The organism is Kitasatospora sp. NPDC088134, from assembly GCF_044741705.1.
Classification (GTDB): domain Bacteria; phylum Actinomycetota; class Actinomycetes; order Streptomycetales; family Streptomycetaceae; genus Kitasatospora.
Genome location: NZ_JBIUTD010000026.1, coordinates 26,237 through 44,425, shown reverse-complemented (window position 1 = coordinate 44,425; position 18,189 = coordinate 26,237). Strand labels below are relative to the sequence as shown.

The following is an 18,189-nucleotide window of genomic DNA, read 5'->3' as shown; positions in this document are numbered from 1 at the left end:
CTTGAATGGTCGCGGTGCCCGCCACCGAACCGCGCCCGAACCGTGCGCGCGGGGCACCGCCACCCTCCCCGCCGGGCAGGCCCCGCCGCCCGGCCCTCCGGACGGAGCCACGCATGCCCAGCTGCACGACCCGCGACGGTGTGGAGATCTTCTACAAGGACTGGGGCAGCGGCCGCCCCGTCGTCTTCATCCACGGCTGGCCGCTCAACGGCGACGCCTGGCAGGACCAGCTCAAGGCCGTCGCCGACGCCGGCTACCGCGCCCTCGCGCACGACCGGCGCGGCCACGGCCGCTCCACCCCCGTCTACGACGGCTACGACTTCGACACCTTCGCCGACGACCTGAACGACCTGCTCACCGGCCTCGACCTGCGCGACGTCACCCTGGTCGCGCACTCCATGGGCGGCGGCGAACTCGCCCGCTACATCGGCCGGCACGGCACCTCCCGGCTCAGGTCCGCCGTCCTGCTGTCCGCGATCCCGCCGCTGATGGTGCAGGGCCCCGACAACCCCGAGGGCGTGCCCGGCAGCGTCTTCGACGACATCAAGGCGGGCATCCTCAACGAGCGCTCGCAGTTCTGGAAGGACACCGCCGTCGGCTTCCTGTCCGCGAACCGCCCCGGCAGCCGGGCCACCGAGGGCAACAAGGACGCTTTCTGGTACATGGCGATGGCCCAGGCGATCGAGGGCGGCGTCGACTGCGTGGACGCCTTCGGCTACACCGACTTCCACGCGGACCTGGCGAAGTTCGACATCCCGCTGCTGATCGTGCACGGCGACGACGACCAGATCGTCCCGATCGACGCCACCGCCCGCAAGACCGCCGCCCTGGTCCCCGGCGCGGTGCTCAAGGTGTACGAGGGCGGCTCGCACGGCATCGCCATGGTGCCGGGCGACAAGGAGCGCTTCAACCGGGACCTGATCGAGTTCCTGAACGCCTGACCGCCTGACCGCCTGAGCGTTTGAGCGCCGCCCGATCGCCTGAACGCCCGTCAGCGCCGCCGTCGGGGGCGGGTGGCAGGATCGGCGCATGACGACGATCACCGCGCGGCGGGCCGCGCGCCGGGCACTGGAGGGACTGGCCCTCGGGGACGCGTTCGGGGAGCGCTGGTTCAAGCGGTTCCGTCCGCCGCAGGAGGCGCTCGACCAGATCGGGCGCCGCCGCACCCCCGAGGAGCCGGAGTGGCGCTGGACGGACGACACCGCGATGGCGCTGTGCGTGTACCGGACGCTGCTCGACGACGGCGGGGTGAACCGCAATCGGCTCGCCGCGATGTTCGGCGCCGGCCTGCTCGCCGACCCGGCGCGCGGCTACGGGCACGGCATGTACCGCCTGCTGCCCGTCCTCGCGGAGCGGCCCGGGAGCTGGGCGCAGGAGGCGGTGGAACTCTTCGACGGCGAGGGCAGCCTGGGCAACGGCGCGGCCATGCGGGTCGCCCCGCTCGGCGCCTGGTTCGCCGCGGACCTGGACGAGGCCGCCGAGCAGGCCCGGTACTCCGCCGAGGTCACCCACGCCCACCCCGAGGGCATCGCCGGGGCGGTCGCCGTCGCGGTGGCCGCCGCGCTCGCCGCCCGGGGTGGGGAGCCCGCCGACCGGGCCGGGGAATCCGCTGACCGGGCCGGGGTGCCCGGTGGGGCCCCGGCGGGCGCCGAGCTGCTGCACGAGGTGGCCGACCGGACGCCCGAGGGCCCGGTCCGGGACGGCGTCCGGGCCGCCGCCGACCTGTCACCCGCCACCGCGCCCGGGCGGGCCGCCGAGCTGCTCGGCAGCGGGCGGAGGATGCGCGCCTCCGACACCGTCCCGTTCGCGCTCTGGTCGGCCGCCCGCCACCTGGACAGCCTCACCGACGCGCTCTGGACCACCGCCGAGGGCCTGGGCGACGTCGACACCACCTGCGCGATCACCGGCGGCGTGGTCGCCGCCCGCACCGGCCTGGCCGGCGTGCCGGCGCAGTGGCTGGAGCGCCGCGAACCGCTCCCCGCGTGGGTGGCGGAGGAGGGCTGACGCTACGTCATATCTCTTGCTGGGCAGTGGATTTCAGGAGGCGATGCTGCTGTCCGGCTCCAGCAGGGCGAGTTCGGCGGGGGTGAGGCGGAGCGCGGCGGCGGCCAGGTTCTCGGCCAGGTGGGCCGGGTTCGTGGTGCCCGGGATGGCCAGCACGTGCGGGCCCCGGTGCAGCGTCCAGGCCAGCCGGACCTGGGCGGGCGTCGCGCCGTGCGCGGCGGCGACGGCCTGCACCCGGGCGTCCCGCTCGCCGGCCGGGACGCCCTCCCGGGCCGGGCCGGAGACGGCGAAGAACGGGACGAAGGCGATGCCGAGCTCACGGCACAGGTCCAGCACGCCCAGTTCCTCGGAGCGACGGTTGTCCAGCCCGAAGGAGTTCTGCACGCACACCACGGGAGCCACCGCCCGGGCCTGGTGGACGTGCTCGGGACGGCAGTTGGAGAGTCCCAGGTGCCGGATCAGCCCGGCCGCCCGCAGCTCGGCGAGGGCGCCGAAGTGCTCGCTGACGTCGTCCACGTCCGGCCCGTTGCGGCGCAGGTTGACCACGTCCAGGTGGTCGCGGCCGAGCTGGCGCAGGTTCTCCTCGACCTGGCCGCGCAGCTCCTCGGGCCGGGCCATGGTCTGCCACTCGCCGGACGGCAGCCGCCCCGGCCCGACCTTGGTCACCACCGTCACCTCGCCGTCCGGCCGGTCCGCGAGCGCCCGGTTGATCAGCTCGTTGGCGGAGCGCAGCGGCGAGAAGTAGAACGCGGCCGTGTCGACGTGGTTCACGCCCCGGTCGAAGGCGATGTGCAGCAGCCGGACGGCGTGCGCCCGGTCGATCGGCGCGCCGTCCGAGTTGCCCATCATGCCGTTGCCGGTGAGCCGCATCGCGCCGTAGCCGAGGCGGTTCACCGTCAGGTCGCCGAGCCGCCAGGTGCCTGCCGCCGCTGCTGCCGTTGCCGCCGCCGCCGTTGCCGTTGCCGAAGTGTTCATCCGCGTCCCCGTCCGTCCGTGCCGGTGCTGTCCGGTGCTGTCCAGCGCTGTCCGGTGACGGAGTATGGGGTGCGCGGGGAACGGACGGCCAGGCGCGCCGGGTGCGCGGATTCTCACAGCCGGATCGGGAACGAACCGGTGCCCGGCCGGAGTTGGATCAGGTGCCGGACGGACCGCCGGGGGCAGTCGGGCCGAGGGCGGCCGGTCGGGGTTCCGGGCGGGAACCCGGGGGTGGTGGTGGCCGTTGGCGGGGACGGGAAGGGAGCCGGGGGGCGGGAGAGGCTAGGCTGGCCGAACTCGGTCCTTTACCGAAACTTTCCCGTGCGCCGGACGAGTGTCGGCCGCCTGTCCCCGCCCAGACGGAGGTACTCCGCCTTGCACCTCGACCAGTGGATCGAGAGCGTTCCACCGACCTCGGTGTACGTGATCATCGGGCTGATCATCGGCCTGGAGAGCCTCGGCATCCCGCTGCCCGGCGAGATCGCCCTGGTCACGTCCGCGCTGCTGGCCGCCAAGGGCGTCGTCAGCCCGTGGGGCGTGGCCGGCTGCGCCATCGCCGGCGCCATCATCGGCGACTCGATCGGCTACGCCATCGGCCACAAGGGCGGGCGGCCGCTGTTCGCCAAGCTCGGCCGCAGGTTCCCCAAGCACTTCGGACCCGACCACCTCGCCACCGCCGAGCGGGCCTTCGAGCGCTGGGGCATGTGGGCGGTCTTCTTCGGCCGCTTCATCGCCCTGCTGCGGATCTTCGCGGGCCCGCTGGCCGGCACCCTGCGGATGCCGTACTGGAAGTTCCTGATCGCCAACGTGCTCGGCGGCGTGGTCTGGGCCGGCGGCACGACCCTGCTGGTGTACCAGGTCGGCAAGGTCGCCGAGCGGTACCTGCAGGGCGCGTCCTACATCGGCCTGGGCGCGGCCGCGCTGTTCGGCGTCGGCTCGGCGCTGTACCTCAAGCACAAGGCGAAGAAGTCCCGCGCCGCGCACCCCGAGCAGTCCGGCGGCCCGAGCGGCGAACCGCTCGCCGAGACCTTCGGCGAGCGCACCGACTGACGCCCCGCCGGTCGAGCAGTCACGGGCCGTCGCACCTCGTCCGGTGCGGCGGCCCGCGCGCGTTCCGGGCCCGGCCCGTTCCCGCGTCCGGCCCGTTCCGGCGTCCGTCCGGCCCCGCGCCGTGCCGGGCGCACCGATCGCGCGGGCGGGGGAGTAGGGTCGCACGCGAGTCGATCACGGAGGTGGGGATGACCACGCAGCAGACCGGCCCGCAGCAGTGGGCCGCGGTGGACGAGTACGCCGAGGAACGGCTGATCGGCGCGGACGAGGTGCTGGCCGCCGCGCTCGCCGACGCCGACGCGGCCGGGCTGCCGCAGATCGCCGTCGCCCCCAACCAGGGCAAGCTGCTCAACCTGCTGGCCCGGATGCAGGGCGCCCGCCGGGTCCTGGAGATCGGCACCCTGGCCGGCTACAGCACCATCTGGCTGGCCCGCGCCCTGCCCGCCGACGGCGCGCTGACCACCCTGGAACTCGACCCGGCGCACGCCGCCGTCGCCACCGGCAACCTGGCCCGGGCCGGCTTCGCCGACCTGGTCGAGGTCCGGGTCGGGGCCGCCCGCGACAGCCTGGCGCAGCTCGCCGCGGCCGGCACCGAACCATACGACCTGGTCTTCGTCGACGCCGACAAGGCGAGCATCCCGCACTACCTGCGGGCGGTGCTGCCGCTCACCCGGCCCGGCTCGGTGATCGTGGTCGACAACGTGGTGCGCGGCGGGCGGCTCGCCGACCCCGACAGCACCGACGAGGCGGTCCGCGGCGTCCGCGAGATGCACGAACTGATCGCCGCCGAGCCGAAGTTCGACGCCACCACCGTGCAGACCGTCGGCACCAAGGGCTACGACGGGTTCACGCTGATCCGGGTGGAGGGCTGAGCGGCATGCGGATCGGACTCCTCGGCACCGGCCCCTGGGCGGGCTTCGTGCACGCCCCCGCCCTCGCCGCACACCCCGGCGTCGAGTTCGCCGGCATCTGGGGCCGCCGCCCCGAGGCCGCGGCCGAACTCGCCGCCGTGCACGGCGTTCCCGCCCACCCGACGGTGGACGCGCTGCTCGCCGACGTCGACGCGGTCGCCGTCGCGCTGCCGCCCGACGTGCAGGCCGAACTCGCGGTGCGCGCCGCGCAGGCCGGCAAGCACCTGCTGCTGGACAAGCCGGTCGCCGCGACGGTCGACGCGGCCCGCGCCGTCGAGGACGCGGTCGCCGCCTCCGGGGTCGCCTCGGTGGTCTTCTTCACCACCCGGTTCACCCCCGGGCAGGACGCCTGGGTCGCCGAACAGGCCGCCGCGGGCGGCTGGTTCACCGCGCACTGCCACTGGATCGGCTCGGTCTTCACCACCGACAGCCCCTTCGCCGCCTCCCCCTGGCGCCAGCAGAAGGGCGCCCTGTGGGACGTCGGCCCGCACGCGCTCTCCGTGCTGCTGCCGGTCCTCGGCGAGGTCGAGCGGGTCACCGCCGCCCCCGGCCCCGCCGACACCGTCCACCTGGTCCTGCGCCACGCCGGCGGGGCCTCCGCCACCGTCACGCTCAGCCTGACCGCCCCGCCGGCCGCCTCCGCGCGCGGCGCCGCCGTCGAACTGCGCGGCACGGCCGGTGTCACCACCCTCCCCGACCGCGACGCGCAGCCCGTCGCCGCCTTCGCCCACGCGATCGACGCGCTGCTCGCCGCCGCGAAGTCCGGCACCGCGGACGCCCGCGACGTCCGCTTCGGCCGCCAGGTCGTCGAGGTGCTGGCCGCCGCCGAGGAGCAGCTGCTGCGCGGCGACGGCGCCGCCTGACGGTTCACGGCTCTCCCTGACGGACCGTCAGAGCTGCTGCGGCACCGGCCGGTCGGGCGCATCCAGCCACGGCCGGTGCCGCCCGTCGGCCACCGTCAGGCCGAAGCGCCCGATCCCGGGGCGGCCGTTCTCCTCCCACCAGCCGAGGGCCCGGTCGACGGCCGCCCAGAGCCGGCGCGGCCCCGCCCCGTGGACGGTCGCCACCCCGTTCCGCCAGACCACGGCCGACCAGGACCGGTCCGCGAGGCCGTAGAACCAGGCCGTGACAGTGCCGTCGTCCTGCCGGTGCAGCACGTGCGCCACCCCCGGCACGGCCAGGCCCAGGTAGAACGACCGGACGTCCCACGGGCCGCCCAGGTCCTCCGGGTGGCGCGCCGTCCGTTCCGGGCCGCCCGGGAACTCCCTTGCGTAGTCGGTGTGCAGGGGAAAAGCCGGGCGGTCGCGCCGGTCCTTCATGAACTCCACCAGCCGGACGAACCGGCCCTGCGCCCCGCCGTCCGCCCGCACCACCAGGCGCAGCACCGCGTCCCGGTGCCCGTACCCCGTCCCGAACGGCAGCACCAGCACCGCCCCGGCCGCCGCCTGCCGCAGCCACGGCTCCGGCACCGCCCGCACCCCGTACGTGGCCACCATCCGGTCGTACGGCGCCCCGGCCGCCCACCCCCGCCCGGCGTCCCCCGTCACCACCGTCGCCGCCAGCCCCGCCCGGGCCAGGGCGCGCCGGGCCTCCGCCGCGACCGCCGGGTCCAGCTCGGCGCTCACCACCCGCCCCGCCGGGCCCACCCGGTGCGCCAGCAGCCCGCTGTTCCAGCCCGTGCCCGTACCGCCCTCGAACACCCGCATCCCCGGTCGGACGTCCAGCGCGGCCAGCATCGCTGCCACCGTGCTCGGCTGGCTGCAACTGCTCGTCGCCACCGGCGCCGGCCCGCCCCCGGTGCGCGCCCCGCCGTCCCACTGAGTCACCAACGGCACGTCCGCCCCGACTGCCGCCCACCACCCGGCCTCGTCCACGCCCCGTTCCACCAGGGCGCTGTGCCGCCGCACCTCGTCCCAGGCCCACACCGAGTCGGGCACGAAGGCCGCCCGGGGAACCGCCGCGAAGGTCGCCGCCCAGCCGGGCGGAGCGAACGCGGCCGGGTCGTGGCCGGGCGGCGGGGCGTGGCCGGGTGGCGGGGCGGCGCCGGGCGGACGGTCGGCGGGCCCGTCGTCCTCGGGGTCCTCGGCTCGAAAGCTCATCGTTCCTCCCTGCGACGACCGGCAGCCGACCACGGGTCGGCGGGCCCCGGTGCGGGGCCGGGCCCATCGTGGCGTGGGGAGCGGCGGAACGTGTCGGTTCCGGCGGGTTTGGCGACGGACAACGGGCAACGGCCGAAGGGGGAGTGACGGTCCGTCAGGGGACGGAGGGGCGGCGGTCGGCCGGGCGGCGGGGCGGGACGGGGGTGGCGGGGAAGTCGCGGGGACCGGTCCAGAGGGCGGGGACGGCGTCGGCGCGGCGGGCGAGTTCGTACGCGACGGCCTCGTAGTTGACGCGCCAGCCGCGGAAGTGCGGCCAGGCGTCGGCGGTCGGGCGCTCCTGCTGCAGGCCCGCGGCGGTGATCAGGGCCACCGCCGCGTCGAACTCGTCGAAGCTGAGCCGGATCGGCGCGTCCGGGTCCGGGTCCGGGTCGAACGGGATGCGCAGCGCCGTGGCGATGTCGCGCAGCGCGGTGAAGCCCGCCCGCAGCAGCAGCCGGGCCTCCGGGGGCGCGGAGCGCGGGGTGAGGGAGAGTTGCATCGCGGCGGCGTCCAGCACCGCGATCAGGCCGACCACCCAGCTGCGGTACGGCTGCGGGGAGCGGAACGAGATCAGCACCGGGTAGTTGGAGTGGCCCTCGCCGAGGTCGGCGGCCAGCCGCTCCCAGTCCCGGTACAGGTCCGCCAGCTCGCTCTCGGTGCGGACCAGCGCCTGCCGGGCCAGCAGCTCCGGCCCCCAGGCCGGCTCGCCCGCCCGGGACTGCAGCAGCGTCACCTCCAACTCCCGCCGGTTGTAGGCGCTGTAGAGCGTCGGCAGGTAGGCGATCAGCAGGGCGATGATCAGCGGGCCGTTGGCCGCCGCCAGGAAGTCGATCACCGACAGGTGCAGTCGCTCGCCGCTGGCGAAGCCGAGCGTGAACAGGCTGGACCCGGCCTCCCGGAACGCCACCCGCCACGGCAGGTCGGACGTCCCGCGCAGCAGCAGCGTGTACGCCAGCAGCGTGGACGTCAGCCAGCAGCCCAACATGCCGAGCAGGATCAGTGGCGCCAGCCAGGTCTGCGCCCGGTCGATCGCCCGGTAGCCGCCGAACGGCGCCGCGACCGTCCGCACCACCCGACGCAGCACCGCCCACAGCCGGTTCACCAGCACCGAGTACAGCCCGCGCGGCACCACCAGCGTCCGCAGGATGCTCGCCGCCGTCACCACCAGCAGGGCCGCACCGGCCACCGTGAAGATCACTCCCATGCGCCCCATTCTGCCGCCCGCGCACCCTGGGAGGAGTCCTGTGCCAGCCGGCGGCGGGCCGTGGCGAGCAGTGGTGCGGCCGTCGGCAGGTGGTCCGGGTGCTCCAACGGGAAAGCGCTTGCCAGGTCACGCCGCAGCTCGGCGTCCGGGCAGGCCGTGAAGCATTCCAGGACGGCCAGCCAGAACCGCGGCCACACGTCCTCGTACGGCTCGGCGGCCTGGTACGCGAGTCGCAGGGCCTGCTCGGCGCGCTCGCGCTGCTCCTCCGGGGGGATCGGGCTGCGCCGGTGCTCCTCGCGCAGGGCGACGATCGGTGCCGGGTCGCGGTACGCCCGGAGGTGGTACGCGGCCGCGGCGGCGTTCCGGCGCTCCGTCCACCCGCCCGTGCGCACCAGCGGGACCAGGCCCTCCAGGAAGGCGCGGTGTCCGATCGCGGCGATCAGCGGATCGGTCAGCTGGTGGGTCATCGAGTGCTCCAGCGTCAGGGCCCGGAAGACCCGGTCCGCCAGGCGGGCCGTGGCCGCCGGCTCGGCGGCCAGCGCCCGGGCCAGTACCAGGCGGGCCTGCTCCCGTCGCTCGTACGCTTCCTGGTCCGGATCCTCCTGGTCCGGATCCTCCTGCGCGGCCTGCTCCAGCAGCGCGCAGAACGCGTCGAGCGCGGCGGCGAGTTCGGTGTCGGGAGAGATCAACTGACGCTCCTGGTGAGAGTTGCGGCGGTCCGTCAGGAGGTGATCGGGCGAGCCGGCCAGGGCGTCCTCGGCGGCGCTGCGGTGGACGGTGTCGACGGTGGGCCCGCCGACCAGGTGGCCGATGCGACGGTAGCGGCGTTGCTCGATCGGGGCCAGGCGTTCCGTCCACGTGAGGGGCCGGCGGGACGGGGACGACGTTCCCGGGCTGCCGTAGCGGGCAGCGCGGTCGACGGCCGATACCCGGTGGAGGGCGGGGCGTTGCTCGCGTAGCGTGCCCCGGTGTGGCGAGTTTCGTGCATCTGACCTCGGCGGCGAACGCGCCGCGCATCCGCCGTGCCGGCATTCGCGCGGACAGTCGCGGCCAGGGCGGCGCGCGCGGCGTGTACTGCTTCCCGGTGCTGCGTTCGTACACGCTGACCCACCAGTGGCTGCGCGAGCTGTCCCGGTCCGGGAGCCGGGGCGGCATGGTCGCGGTGCACCTGCGGCTGGACGACGAACTGCCGGTGCTGGTCGGCCGGTACGGGGACCGGCGGCAGGGGAAGCAGCGGGAGGTGCCGGCGGCCGAGGCGGTGCGGCGGATCATGCTGCAGGACGACCCGCGCGGCTGGGAGGTGTTCGTCCCCCGCGCGGTCCGGGCGGGGGAGGTGCGCCGGGTCCGGTCCGTGCCCCAGGTGACGGGCTGGCGGTACTGGCCCGGCGCGCACGGCACCAGGCCGTGCACCTGCGACGGCTGCGTGAGCCGCGGCGAGTACGGCTCCCGCCGCCTGCGCGAGCGCCTGCCGCACCCGCTGGACGGACCGCCGCCGCCCGTCGCGGTACTGCTCGCCGGGATGGCGGCGGCCGGTGACCCCGGCGATCCGGCCCGACTCCTCGACGTCCTGCACGGCTTCGCCCGCCGACGCCGCCGACGCGGTCCGCTCGACCGGCTGGCCCGCCTCGCCGCCCACCCCGACCCCGCGATCCGGGAGCAACTGGTGTGGACCGTCGGCCGCTGGCTCACCCCCGGCACCGCCGCCCTGCTCGACGCCCTGGCCGCCGACCCCGACCCGGACGTCCGGGAGGCGGTGGCGGAGGTCCGCACCGACTGACCGGACCGGCCGACCGTCCCCCCGGGAAGTCGACTCGTACCAGTGTGAAGTCAACTCGGTTCACGGGAAAGCAGGTTGGGGTCGTCGGCTCAGGCTTCGGCCTGCAGCCAGCTGTCGCCGGCGCGGAGCCACAGGACGCCGTCGCGGCCCTGGGCGCAGCGCAGGACGACCGGGCCCGGCAGTCGCAGCTTCTCCCGGGCGGTGATCTCCCAGGTGTCGTCGACGAGTTCCGCGCGGCTCAGCTCGACGGCGGGGCGGTGGTGGAACCGGCGGGTGAGGACCGCCCGGGTGCCGCGCACGGCGATGCCGTCGGTGCCTTTCAGCGGGTTGCGGTAGCTGGTGACGTCGCCGGTGGCGGGATCGACCCGGGACAGGAAGGCGCCCTGGTGGCTGTACCAGGCGAGCCAGGCCGCGGCCCCCTCGGTGGCGCCCGCGCTTCCGCCGAGCGGCCAGACGGGGAGCCTGCCCCCGGGGCTCCAGGTGTGGACGCCGCAGGCGTCCCAGCGGGCCAGGCCGGGGACGGTCTCCGGGTGGTCCCCGTAGATGCCCTCGTCGCCGTACGCGGTCCAGATGCCGCCGTCGCGGTCGGCGAGGAGGTAGTCGATGTCATCGCCGATGCAGAAGCTGCTCACCGCGTGTCCCCCGGAGGAGTACACGACCGCGTTCCGCTCCCAGTTCCCCTCCCGGTCCCGGCGGGTCCGGCCCGACGCCAGCAGGAAACGCGACCCCGGGAGCAGGGCCAGGTGGCCGGTCCATTCAGGGATGCCGGTGGCGGGGACGCGGCGTTCCGTCCCGTCCGAGAACACGACCAGTACGCCGTCGCAGGGAGCCGCCACGCTCCATCCGACCCATCCCTTGACGTGGGGGGAACGGCTCAGGTCGCGTTCCCGGACCAGCAGTACCGCGAGTTCGCCGCCCGGCCCGACGCTCCACCACAGGGCCCGCCGACCGGCACGGGCGTCCTCGGGAGACAGGCTCCACACGACCGGCAGTTCGCCAACTGTCATCGGCATTCACCACTTCGGACTCCGGGCCCCGACGGCGCCCGAAGGGGTCGACCCTACCGGGCGGCAGCCGCAGTGCTGCGACCGGCCCCCGGCCCCGAGCGCCGGGAGCGGTGGCGAGGGTCCGCGCCGATCGGTCCTGCGGAGTGCGCCGACTCCGGGTGGTCGGAAAACCGGTTGGGGGCGACCGGCGGGCCGGGTAGAAAGGGCGGGTTTGCGAAGCGGGAACGAGACGGAGGAGGGGGAGCCGGGATGGCGCTTCCGGAGGGCATGACGGTGCGGGCGGCGGTGCCGGCCGACGCGGTGGCGATCTGTGTGCTGCTGAACAAGGTGGACGAGATCGAGATCGGGCGGGCCGAGTTCACGGTGGGCGAGATCGAGGACGAACTGGGGCGCGCGGGAGTGGACTTGACGCGCGACAGCTGGCTGCTGGCCGACGCCGAGGGGGAGTTGGTCGGCTACGGGCTGGTGCGCGACCCGTCGGGCGGGGAGCGGATCGATCTGGACCAGTACCTGCTGCCCGATCAACTCGACGGTGGGCAGCACCTGTTCGACCTGATGGAGGCCCGGGCCGTCGAGCTGGCGCGGGGCAACGGGGCCGAGCGGGCGGTGCTGCACCTGCTGCTCAATTCCGAGCCGACGGTGGACACCGGGGCGATGCGCGGGCGCGGTTGGCGGACCGTCCGCCGGCACCACGTGCTGACCCGGGAGGTCGACGCGGCGAAGGACCTGCGGCCCGAGCCCGCGGCCGGGGTGCGGCTGCGGGACTGCACCGCCGAGGAGGACCGGCGGATCGCGCACCGGCTGATCCAACAGAGCTTCGCCGAGCACTTCGACTTCAAGCCGCGCAGCTACCAGCAGTGGCTGGAGGACATCGACGGCGACTCGCTCGACTGGTCGCTGGTCTGGGTCGCCCACCTCGACGGCGCGGGCGACGTCGCCGTGCTCCGCACCCGGGACGAGCGCGGCGGTCCGGCCTGGGCGTCGAACATCGGCGTGCTGCCCGCCGCCCGCGGTCGCGGCCTCGGCGGCCACCTGCTGCGGCACTTCTTCGCGCACTACGCGGCGCTCGGCCGGACCAAGGTCGGCCTCGGCGTGGACACCGCGAACGCCACCGGCGCCCCGGCGCTCTACCGCAACCACGGCATGGAGCTCGACTTCGCCGTCGATACCTGGGAGTTGACCCTCCCGGTCGGGAACTGAGCCCCGCCGGGGAAGGTTGCGGGCTGCGCCGCCCAGGGGGACTCACCGGGGCGGCGCAGCGGCCACACCCTATGGCTGAGGTGTGACATTGCACAAGGGTGGCGACGGCCGACCGCTGCGGGCCGACCGCGGTGGACGGCGGAGTGTGGGAGGCTCGCCCGGTGCCGGCCGCCGGAGGTCCCACCCCGGGCCGTCGGCCGCCGTCGACCGACCGTCAGGAGTCCGCCACGTGTCCGAGCCCGCCACCGCCCCCGCCCGCGCGGGCATCGCGCTGCGCCCCGTCGCCGCCGCCGATCTCGACCTGTACGAGCGGGAGTTCGCCGGTCCCGAGGGCGTCGGGCCGTACCAGTGGTTCGGCTACCGGTCGGCGGCCGGGCTGCGACGGGGCTTCGCCGAGAACGGGCTGCTCGGCCCCGACGGCGGGGTGCTGGCGGTGGCGGAGGCGGGCCGGACGGTGGGCCGGGTCGAATGGTTCCCCGGCAGCTGGGGACGGCCGGAGACCTCCTCCTGCTGGACGCTGGCGATCGGACTGCTGCCCGCCGCGCAGGGCCGCGGCATCGGCACCGAGGCCCAACGCCTGCTCGCCGCCTACCTGTTCGACCACACCCGGGCCGAACGCCTGCAGGCCTGGACGGACCTCGCCAACCTCGCCGAGCAGCGCGCCCTGGAGAAGGCCGGCTTCACCCGCGAGGGCGTGCTGCGCTCCGCGCAGTGGCGGGCCGGCCGCTGGCACGACCAGGTGATGTTCTCGCTGCTCCGCTCCGAGCGCGCCGCTGAGGGGTGAGGCCCGCCCGGGCGGGCCGGGCGGGCCGGGTGCGGTGCCGGGGCGTCAGCCGTTGGCGAGGGCCTGGATGCGGTCGAAGGCGCCGTTGAAGCGGTTCTGGTCCCCGGGGAAGGTGCCGGCGTCGGCGTACTGCCAGATGGTCTGGTACGACCAGCCGTTGGGCAGGGTGCCGACCGAGGAGGAGTAACGGGCGATCCACAGCGGGTTGGTGGCGCCGAAGGAGCCGTTGTTGCCGGTGCAGGTGGTCCACCAGTCGGTGGTGGTGTAGATGGTCGGGTAGCGGCCGGTCCTGGTGTGCACGGTGTTGGAGAAGTCCCGGATCCAGTTGACCATCGAGGCCTGGCTGAGGCCGTAGCAGGTCGCGCCGTACGGGTTGTACTCGATGTCCAGGGCGGGCGGCAGGGTCCTGCCGTCCCGGGACCAGCCGCCGCCGTGCGAGACGAAGTAGGCGGCCTGGGTGGCGCCGCTGGAGACGTTCGGCAGGGCGAAGTGGTAGGCGCCGCGGATCATGCCGACGTTGTAGGAGCCGTTGTACTGCTGCGCGAAGTACGGGTTGGTGTAGGTGGTGCCCTCGGTGGCCTTGACGTAGGCGAACCGGGCGCCGTTGGCGTACGCGGTGCTCCAGGCCACGTTGCCCTGGTAGCTGGAGACGTCCAGCCCGGGGGTCTGGGTGACGGCCAGTGCGGCGGAGGTGTCCGCGGCGGATGCGCCGCGGCCCTCGTGGCGGGCGACGGTGGACCCGGCGTGGTCCTGCTCGGGGTGGAAGCCGGCCGGCTCGCCGGGGCGGGCGGTCGTCCCGGCGGCGGTGGCGCTGTCGACGGCGGCCTGAGCGGGCGCGGCCAGGGCGAGGCTGCCGGCCAGCAGGGCGACGGAGGCCGCGGCGGTGGCGGCGTTGCGGAGCAGGCGGGTGGTGCCGGAAGTGCGCATGACGACTCCTCGGTCCGGGTGCGGCGGCCGGGGCGGCCGCTGCGGGAGAAGATATAGTCATGGCCCCGTCAGTCAACAGAGTGTTGAAACCACACATCGTATGAATGCATGTAGAGCGAACAGCCATACATGTGACAATCGAACTCCTGTGGTTCCGCTCGATGGTGACGCCGCGCCGGGCGACCGGGGGCGTCTGGCGCTCCCGACCGGCCCGGGGTAGCGTGTCGACGCGCGTCCCGCAGCCGGGATGCGTACACGTGCGATCGGTGACGGGGCGAGGGAGCGGGGACGCGTTGGCCGAGGGACGCCTGCTGGCCGTCAGTGACCTCCACCTCGGCATCGCCGAGAACCAGGCCGTCCTCGACGACCTGCGCCCCACCGGCCCGGACGACTGGCTGATCGTCGCGGGGGACGTCGCCGAGCAGGTCCGGGTGGTCGAGGCCGCCCTGCGCTTCCTGGCCGGACGCTTCGCCAAGGTGATCTGGACGCCCGGCAACCACGAACTGTGGACCACCGCGAACGACCCCGTCGCCCTCGCCGCGCCCGCCCGCTACCGCGAGCTGGTCGAACGCTGCCGCGCCGCCGGCGTGGTCACCCCCGAGGACCCGTTCCCGGTCTGGACCGGCCCCGGCGGCCCCTGCGCGATCGCCCCCGTCCTCACGCTCTACGACTACAGCTTCCGCGTCCCCGGGGTGACGGACAAGCAGCAGTCGCTCGCCCGCGCCCACGAGGCCGGCGTGGTCTGCACCGACGAGTACCGGATCGACCCCGCCCCCTACGCGGGCATCGACGACTGGTGCCGGGAGCGCGTCGCGGCCACCGAGAAAGCGCTTTCCGCCCACGATCCGGAACTGCCGCTGGTCCTGGTCGGCCACTGGCCGCTGGACCGCCGGCCCACCGACATCCTGCGCTACCCCGACTTCGCCCAGTGGTGCGGCACCGAACTCACCGCCGACTGGCACCGCCGCTTCAACGTCGCCGCCGTCGTCTACGGCCACCTGCACATCCCCCGCACCACCTGGTACGAGGGCGTCCGCTTCGAAGAGGTCTCGCTCGGCTACCCCCGCGAGTGGCGCCACCGGGGCCACCCGCGCGGACTGCTCCGCCAGATCCTGCCCTACCCGGGCCCGCCGGAGCAGCCCGTCCCCGCACCGCCACCGGCCGCGACGTGAGCCCCACCGCCCGTACCGCGAGCGGGGGCTGACGGACCCTCGCGTTAGGGTCGGCGCACGACGGCCGGCACGGAGGGGGAGCGGAGCGTGGGCGCGAGCGCGGCAGAACTGACGGTGCGCCAGGTACTGGACTGGCGGCTGCGCAGGCAGTTCCTGACGGGGGTCGGTTCGGACGGGGCAGTCGGTTCGGACGGCGTGGCCGGGCCGGACGGGGCAGCCGGTTCGGGCGGGGCGCCCGGGCCGGACGGGGCGGTCGCCGCCGTGGAGCGGCTGGCCGGCGTGCAGGCGCAGGTCCCGGCCGCCGCCGAACTCGCGCTGGCGCTGCGCGCGGGCGGCCCCGCCGCCGTCGAGCGGACCCGGCGGGCGCTCGCCGACGGCCGGCTACTGCGCACCTGGGCCCAGCGCGGCACCCTGCACCTGCTCACCCCGGCCGCCGCCGCCGACGCGCTGGCGCTGATCGGCTCCGCCCGGACCTGGGAGAAGCCCGCCTGGACCAGGGAGTTCGGCGCCACGCCCGAACAGGTCGCCCAACTGGTCGAGACGGTGGGGGAGTTGCTGCGGGAGGCGGTGCTCACCCGGGAGGAGCTGACGGCCGCGCTGGTCGCCGACACCCGATTCGCCGCGCTGGAGGGACAGTTGAAGTCCGGGTGGGGTGCGCTGCTGAAGCCGCTGGCCTGGCAGGGGGTGCTCTGCCACGCCCCGGCAGGCGGCGGCCGGGCCGCCTTCACCCACCCCGGGGCGCTGGTCCCCCACTGGCCGGGACTGCCGCCGGTCGAGGAGGCCGGGCCGCGCCTGCTGGCGGCCTACCTCGGCGCGTACGGTCCGGCCACGCCGGAGCGGTTCGACGCCTGGCTGTCCCGCAACAGCCTGCGCAAAGCCGTGTTGAAGGGTTTCGTGGCCGCGCTCGGCGACCGGGTCGCGGAGGTCCGGGTGGCGGGCGAACCGGCGCTGGCGCTGACCGCGCACGTCGAGGAGCTGGCGGCCGTCGAACCGTCGCCCTCGGTGCACCTGGTGGGCGCCTTCGACCAGTACGTGCTGGGCCCGGGGACCAAGGCGGCGGAGTTGCTGCCGGCCGCGCACCGGGCCAAGGTCAGCCGGGCGGGCGGGTGGATCGCGCCCCTGCTGCTGGTGGACGGCCGGATCGCCGGCACCTGGGAGCAGGAGGGTGCGGTCCTCACCGTCACGCCCTTCGAACGGGCCCCGGGGGAACGGGCGCCGGAGGAGCGGGAATTGACGGCCGCGGTGGAGCGGCTGGCGGCTGCGGCGGGAGCGCCGGTGACCGAGGTGCGGATGCGGGTGGCCGGGGAGGGCTGAGCGCCCCCGATGGTACTGGTGGGGCAAGTCGTAAGGGCGGCAAGGGAGTTGCGGTGGTGGCCGGGGCTCACCGGCCGGTCGCGTAGCCGACGGGGAGCAGGGTGCGCAGCGGGGCGACGCCGTCCTCGGCGGGGAGGTCGGCGGGGCCGGTGCCGGTCAGGGCGGCGAGGGTGAAGGCGGTGGCGGCGGCCCAGGCGTCCTCGGCGCGCGGGAGCAGGAAGTGCCCGGCGCCCGCGAGTTCGTAGCGGCGCAGCGCGGTGACCGTGCGGGCCCGCTCGGCGTAGGCGAGGGATTCGGCGGCGCCCGCGTCGCTGCGGTCGCGGTCGCCGTGGATGATCAGCGCGTTGCGGCCCGCGAGCTGTTCGACGGGTTCGCCGATCGGGAGCCAGGGGGCGACGCCGGTGACGGCGACCACGTTGCGGTGGCCGGCGGCGCGGAACGCGGCCCGGCCGCCGAGCGAGTTGCCGAACAGCGCGACCGGCACGTCCCCGTGCTCGCGGCGCAGTTCCTCCAGGGCCCACCGGGTGTCGACCAGGGTGTCGGCCGCGTCGCCGTTCCAGCCCCGGTACCGGTAGCGGAGCCGGGCCACCTGCACCCCGGCGTCCCGGCCGCCCTCGACCAGGCGGCGGGCGGGGGAGTGCAGGGTCAGCGCGGCCAGCCGGGAGGCCCGTCCGTGGCCGGTCACCGCGCCGCCGGGCAGCAGCAGGACGACGGCCCGCACGGGCGTCCCGACCGGGTGCTCCGAGAGGGTGCGCAGTTCGGGGGTGCGTCGGTGGTTCTTGGTGGTGTCCATGGTCCGTCTCCCTGGGTCCGGTTCCGCTCCGTTGTTCCGTCGGGCTCCATTCTGGAAAGGAACACCGGGCCTCACCCAGTGTCTCCGCTCCATGACGGGGCAGGACAAATGTCATGCCGGGAGCGTGCGGGCCCTCCGCCCGCGGTCGGACTGCCGGTCGGACGGACGGCCCGGACCGGGGGGTGGGGAAGCGCGGCCGGCCCCCGGCCCGGGGCCGACCGCGCTGGTCAGGAGGGTGCCGGGGGCGTCCGGCGCGGGGCGGCGGCTGTGGCACGATGGCGGTGCCAGGAGACCCCGGTACTGCCCCGAGGAGCGCGCCGATGACCGCCGCCGACCCGATGCCCACCGCCGTGACGCCCCCTGTGGTGACGGCCGCTGCCACCGCCGCCACCACCGCCGCCGACTCGGCCGAGCCGCACTTCCGGGCCGCCGTCGCGGCGGACGTGCCGGCGCTGGTCGCGCTGGTGGAGTCGGCGTACCGGGGCGAGGCCAGCCGGGCGGGCTGGACCACCGAGGCGGACCTGCTGGACGGGCGGCGCACCGACGAGGACGGGGTGGCCGAACTGATGGGCCGTGCCGACTCGTTGGTGCTGGTGGCGGAGCTGGCGGGCGTCCTGGTGGCCTGCTGCCACCTGGAACGGCGCGGCGGCGCCGGGTACTTCGGGATGTTCGCGGTTTCCCCCGCCGCGCAGGGCGGGGGACTGGGCCGCCGGGTGCTGGCCCGGGCCGAGGAGTGGGCCCGGACCGAGTGGGGCGCCGACCGGATGGAGATGACCGTCATCGAGCAGCGCGCCGACCTGATCGCCTGGTACGAGCGGCGGGGCTTCGCCCGCACCGGCGAGTTCGAGCCCTTCCCCTACGGGAACGAGCGCTTCGGCATCCCGCGCCGCCCCGACCTGCGTTTCGCCAAGCTCGCCAAGGCGCTGTAGGCGC

Annotated in this window: 18 protein-coding genes; 11 read left to right on the top strand and 7 right to left on the bottom strand. The window is 75.3% G+C overall.

The features are described 5' to 3' along the window. The first annotated feature begins 113 nt into the window (after positions 1 to 113). Positions 114 to 941, top strand: a complete 828-nt coding sequence (locus ACIOHG_RS30180; protein ID WP_400955285.1) for an alpha/beta fold hydrolase — start codon at positions 114 to 116, stop codon at positions 939 to 941. Positions 942 to 1,029: 88 nt separating this feature from the next. Further along, entirely contained in the window at positions 1,030 to 2,004 is a 975-nt protein-coding gene (locus tag ACIOHG_RS30175) for an ADP-ribosylglycohydrolase family protein (RefSeq protein ID WP_400955283.1), read from the top strand. Between the two features lie 33 nt (positions 2,005 to 2,037). On the opposite strand, the gene ACIOHG_RS30170 is transcribed toward ACIOHG_RS30175, so the two are convergent. Beyond that, on the bottom strand, positions 2,038 to 2,979 hold the full coding sequence (locus tag ACIOHG_RS30170) for an aldo/keto reductase (protein WP_400955280.1): 942 nt from the start codon (positions 2,977 to 2,979) through the stop codon (positions 2,038 to 2,040). 375 nt (positions 2,980 to 3,354) lie between these two features. On the opposite strand from ACIOHG_RS30170, the gene ACIOHG_RS30165 reads away from it, so the two are divergent. The 3 genes from ACIOHG_RS30165 to ACIOHG_RS30155 all read left to right on the top strand — a co-directional run bounded on the left by ACIOHG_RS30165 (position 3,355) and on the right by ACIOHG_RS30155 (position 5,803). Continuing rightward, complete coding sequence (locus ACIOHG_RS30165) at positions 3,355 to 4,029, top strand: DedA family protein (RefSeq protein ID WP_400955278.1); 675 nt, start codon at positions 3,355 to 3,357, stop codon at positions 4,027 to 4,029. A 188-nt stretch (positions 4,030 to 4,217) separates the two neighbouring features. Then, complete coding sequence (locus ACIOHG_RS30160) at positions 4,218 to 4,901, top strand: O-methyltransferase (protein ID WP_400955276.1); 684 nt, start codon at positions 4,218 to 4,220, stop codon at positions 4,899 to 4,901. Between the two features lie 5 nt (positions 4,902 to 4,906). Further along, on the top strand, positions 4,907 to 5,803 hold the full coding sequence (locus ACIOHG_RS30155; protein ID WP_400955274.1) for a Gfo/Idh/MocA family protein: 897 nt from the start codon (positions 4,907 to 4,909) through the stop codon (positions 5,801 to 5,803). A 27-nt stretch (positions 5,804 to 5,830) separates the two neighbouring features. Here the strand turns inward: ACIOHG_RS30155 and ACIOHG_RS30150 are convergent, their stop codons facing one another. The 3 genes from ACIOHG_RS30150 to ACIOHG_RS30140 all read right to left on the bottom strand — a co-directional run bounded on the left by ACIOHG_RS30150 (position 5,831) and on the right by ACIOHG_RS30140 (position 8,971). After that, positions 5,831 to 7,039 carry a methyltransferase domain-containing protein gene (locus ACIOHG_RS30150; protein WP_400955273.1) on the bottom strand — a complete coding sequence of 403 codons (1,209 nt, stop codon included), beginning with the start codon at positions 7,037 to 7,039 and terminating at the stop codon, positions 5,831 to 5,833. Between the two features lie 154 nt (positions 7,040 to 7,193). After that, the gene (locus ACIOHG_RS30145; RefSeq protein ID WP_400955270.1) at positions 7,194 to 8,282 is read right to left on the bottom strand and encodes a hypothetical protein; all 1,089 of its coding nucleotides are present in this window, start codon (positions 8,280 to 8,282) and stop codon (positions 7,194 to 7,196) included. After that, positions 8,273 to 8,971: a hypothetical protein gene (locus ACIOHG_RS30140; RefSeq protein WP_400955268.1), complete on the bottom strand. Its 699-nt coding sequence runs from the start codon at positions 8,969 to 8,971 to the stop codon at positions 8,273 to 8,275. Before ACIOHG_RS30140 ends, ACIOHG_RS30145 begins: the two co-directional genes overlap by 10 nt. A gap of 281 nt (positions 8,972 to 9,252) precedes the next feature. Here ACIOHG_RS30140 and ACIOHG_RS30135 point away from each other — a divergent pair, with 281 nt between their 5' ends. Next, the gene (locus ACIOHG_RS30135; protein WP_400955266.1) at positions 9,253 to 10,059 is read left to right on the top strand and encodes a HEAT repeat domain-containing protein; all 807 of its coding nucleotides are present in this window, start codon (positions 9,253 to 9,255) and stop codon (positions 10,057 to 10,059) included. A gap of 89 nt (positions 10,060 to 10,148) precedes the next feature. On the opposite strand, the gene ACIOHG_RS30130 is transcribed toward ACIOHG_RS30135, so the two are convergent. Beyond that, on the bottom strand, positions 10,149 to 11,066 hold the full coding sequence (locus tag ACIOHG_RS30130; protein WP_400955264.1) for a hypothetical protein: 918 nt from the start codon (positions 11,064 to 11,066) through the stop codon (positions 10,149 to 10,151). Between the two features lie 249 nt (positions 11,067 to 11,315). Here ACIOHG_RS30130 and ACIOHG_RS30125 point away from each other — a divergent pair, with 249 nt between their 5' ends. Then, positions 11,316 to 12,266: a GNAT family N-acetyltransferase gene (locus tag ACIOHG_RS30125; protein WP_400955261.1), complete on the top strand. Its 951-nt coding sequence runs from the start codon at positions 11,316 to 11,318 to the stop codon at positions 12,264 to 12,266. 229 nt (positions 12,267 to 12,495) lie between these two features. Further along, complete coding sequence (locus ACIOHG_RS30120; RefSeq protein ID WP_400955260.1) at positions 12,496 to 13,050, top strand: GNAT family N-acetyltransferase; 555 nt, start codon at positions 12,496 to 12,498, stop codon at positions 13,048 to 13,050. 45 nt (positions 13,051 to 13,095) lie between these two features. On the opposite strand, the gene ACIOHG_RS30115 is transcribed toward ACIOHG_RS30120, so the two are convergent. Then, the gene (locus tag ACIOHG_RS30115) at positions 13,096 to 13,977 is read right to left on the bottom strand and encodes a lysozyme (protein ID WP_400955258.1); all 882 of its coding nucleotides are present in this window, start codon (positions 13,975 to 13,977) and stop codon (positions 13,096 to 13,098) included. A gap of 293 nt (positions 13,978 to 14,270) precedes the next feature. Here ACIOHG_RS30115 and ACIOHG_RS30110 point away from each other — a divergent pair, with 293 nt between their 5' ends. After that, entirely contained in the window at positions 14,271 to 15,149 is an 879-nt protein-coding gene (locus ACIOHG_RS30110; RefSeq protein WP_400955256.1) for a metallophosphoesterase family protein, read from the top strand. 87 nt (positions 15,150 to 15,236) lie between these two features. Continuing rightward, the gene (locus tag ACIOHG_RS30105) at positions 15,237 to 16,463 is read left to right on the top strand and encodes a DNA glycosylase AlkZ-like family protein (protein WP_400955253.1); all 1,227 of its coding nucleotides are present in this window, start codon (positions 15,237 to 15,239) and stop codon (positions 16,461 to 16,463) included. 67 nt (positions 16,464 to 16,530) lie between these two features. Here the strand turns inward: ACIOHG_RS30105 and ACIOHG_RS30100 are convergent, their stop codons facing one another. Then, the gene (locus ACIOHG_RS30100; RefSeq protein ID WP_400955250.1) at positions 16,531 to 17,256 is read right to left on the bottom strand and encodes an alpha/beta hydrolase; all 726 of its coding nucleotides are present in this window, start codon (positions 17,254 to 17,256) and stop codon (positions 16,531 to 16,533) included. Between the two features lie 320 nt (positions 17,257 to 17,576). On the opposite strand from ACIOHG_RS30100, the gene ACIOHG_RS30095 reads away from it, so the two are divergent. Next, a complete protein-coding gene (locus ACIOHG_RS30095) occupies positions 17,577 to 18,185 on the top strand; it encodes a GNAT family N-acetyltransferase (protein WP_400955248.1) in 609 nt (202 codons plus the stop codon). Positions 18,186 to 18,189 lie beyond the last annotated feature (4 nt).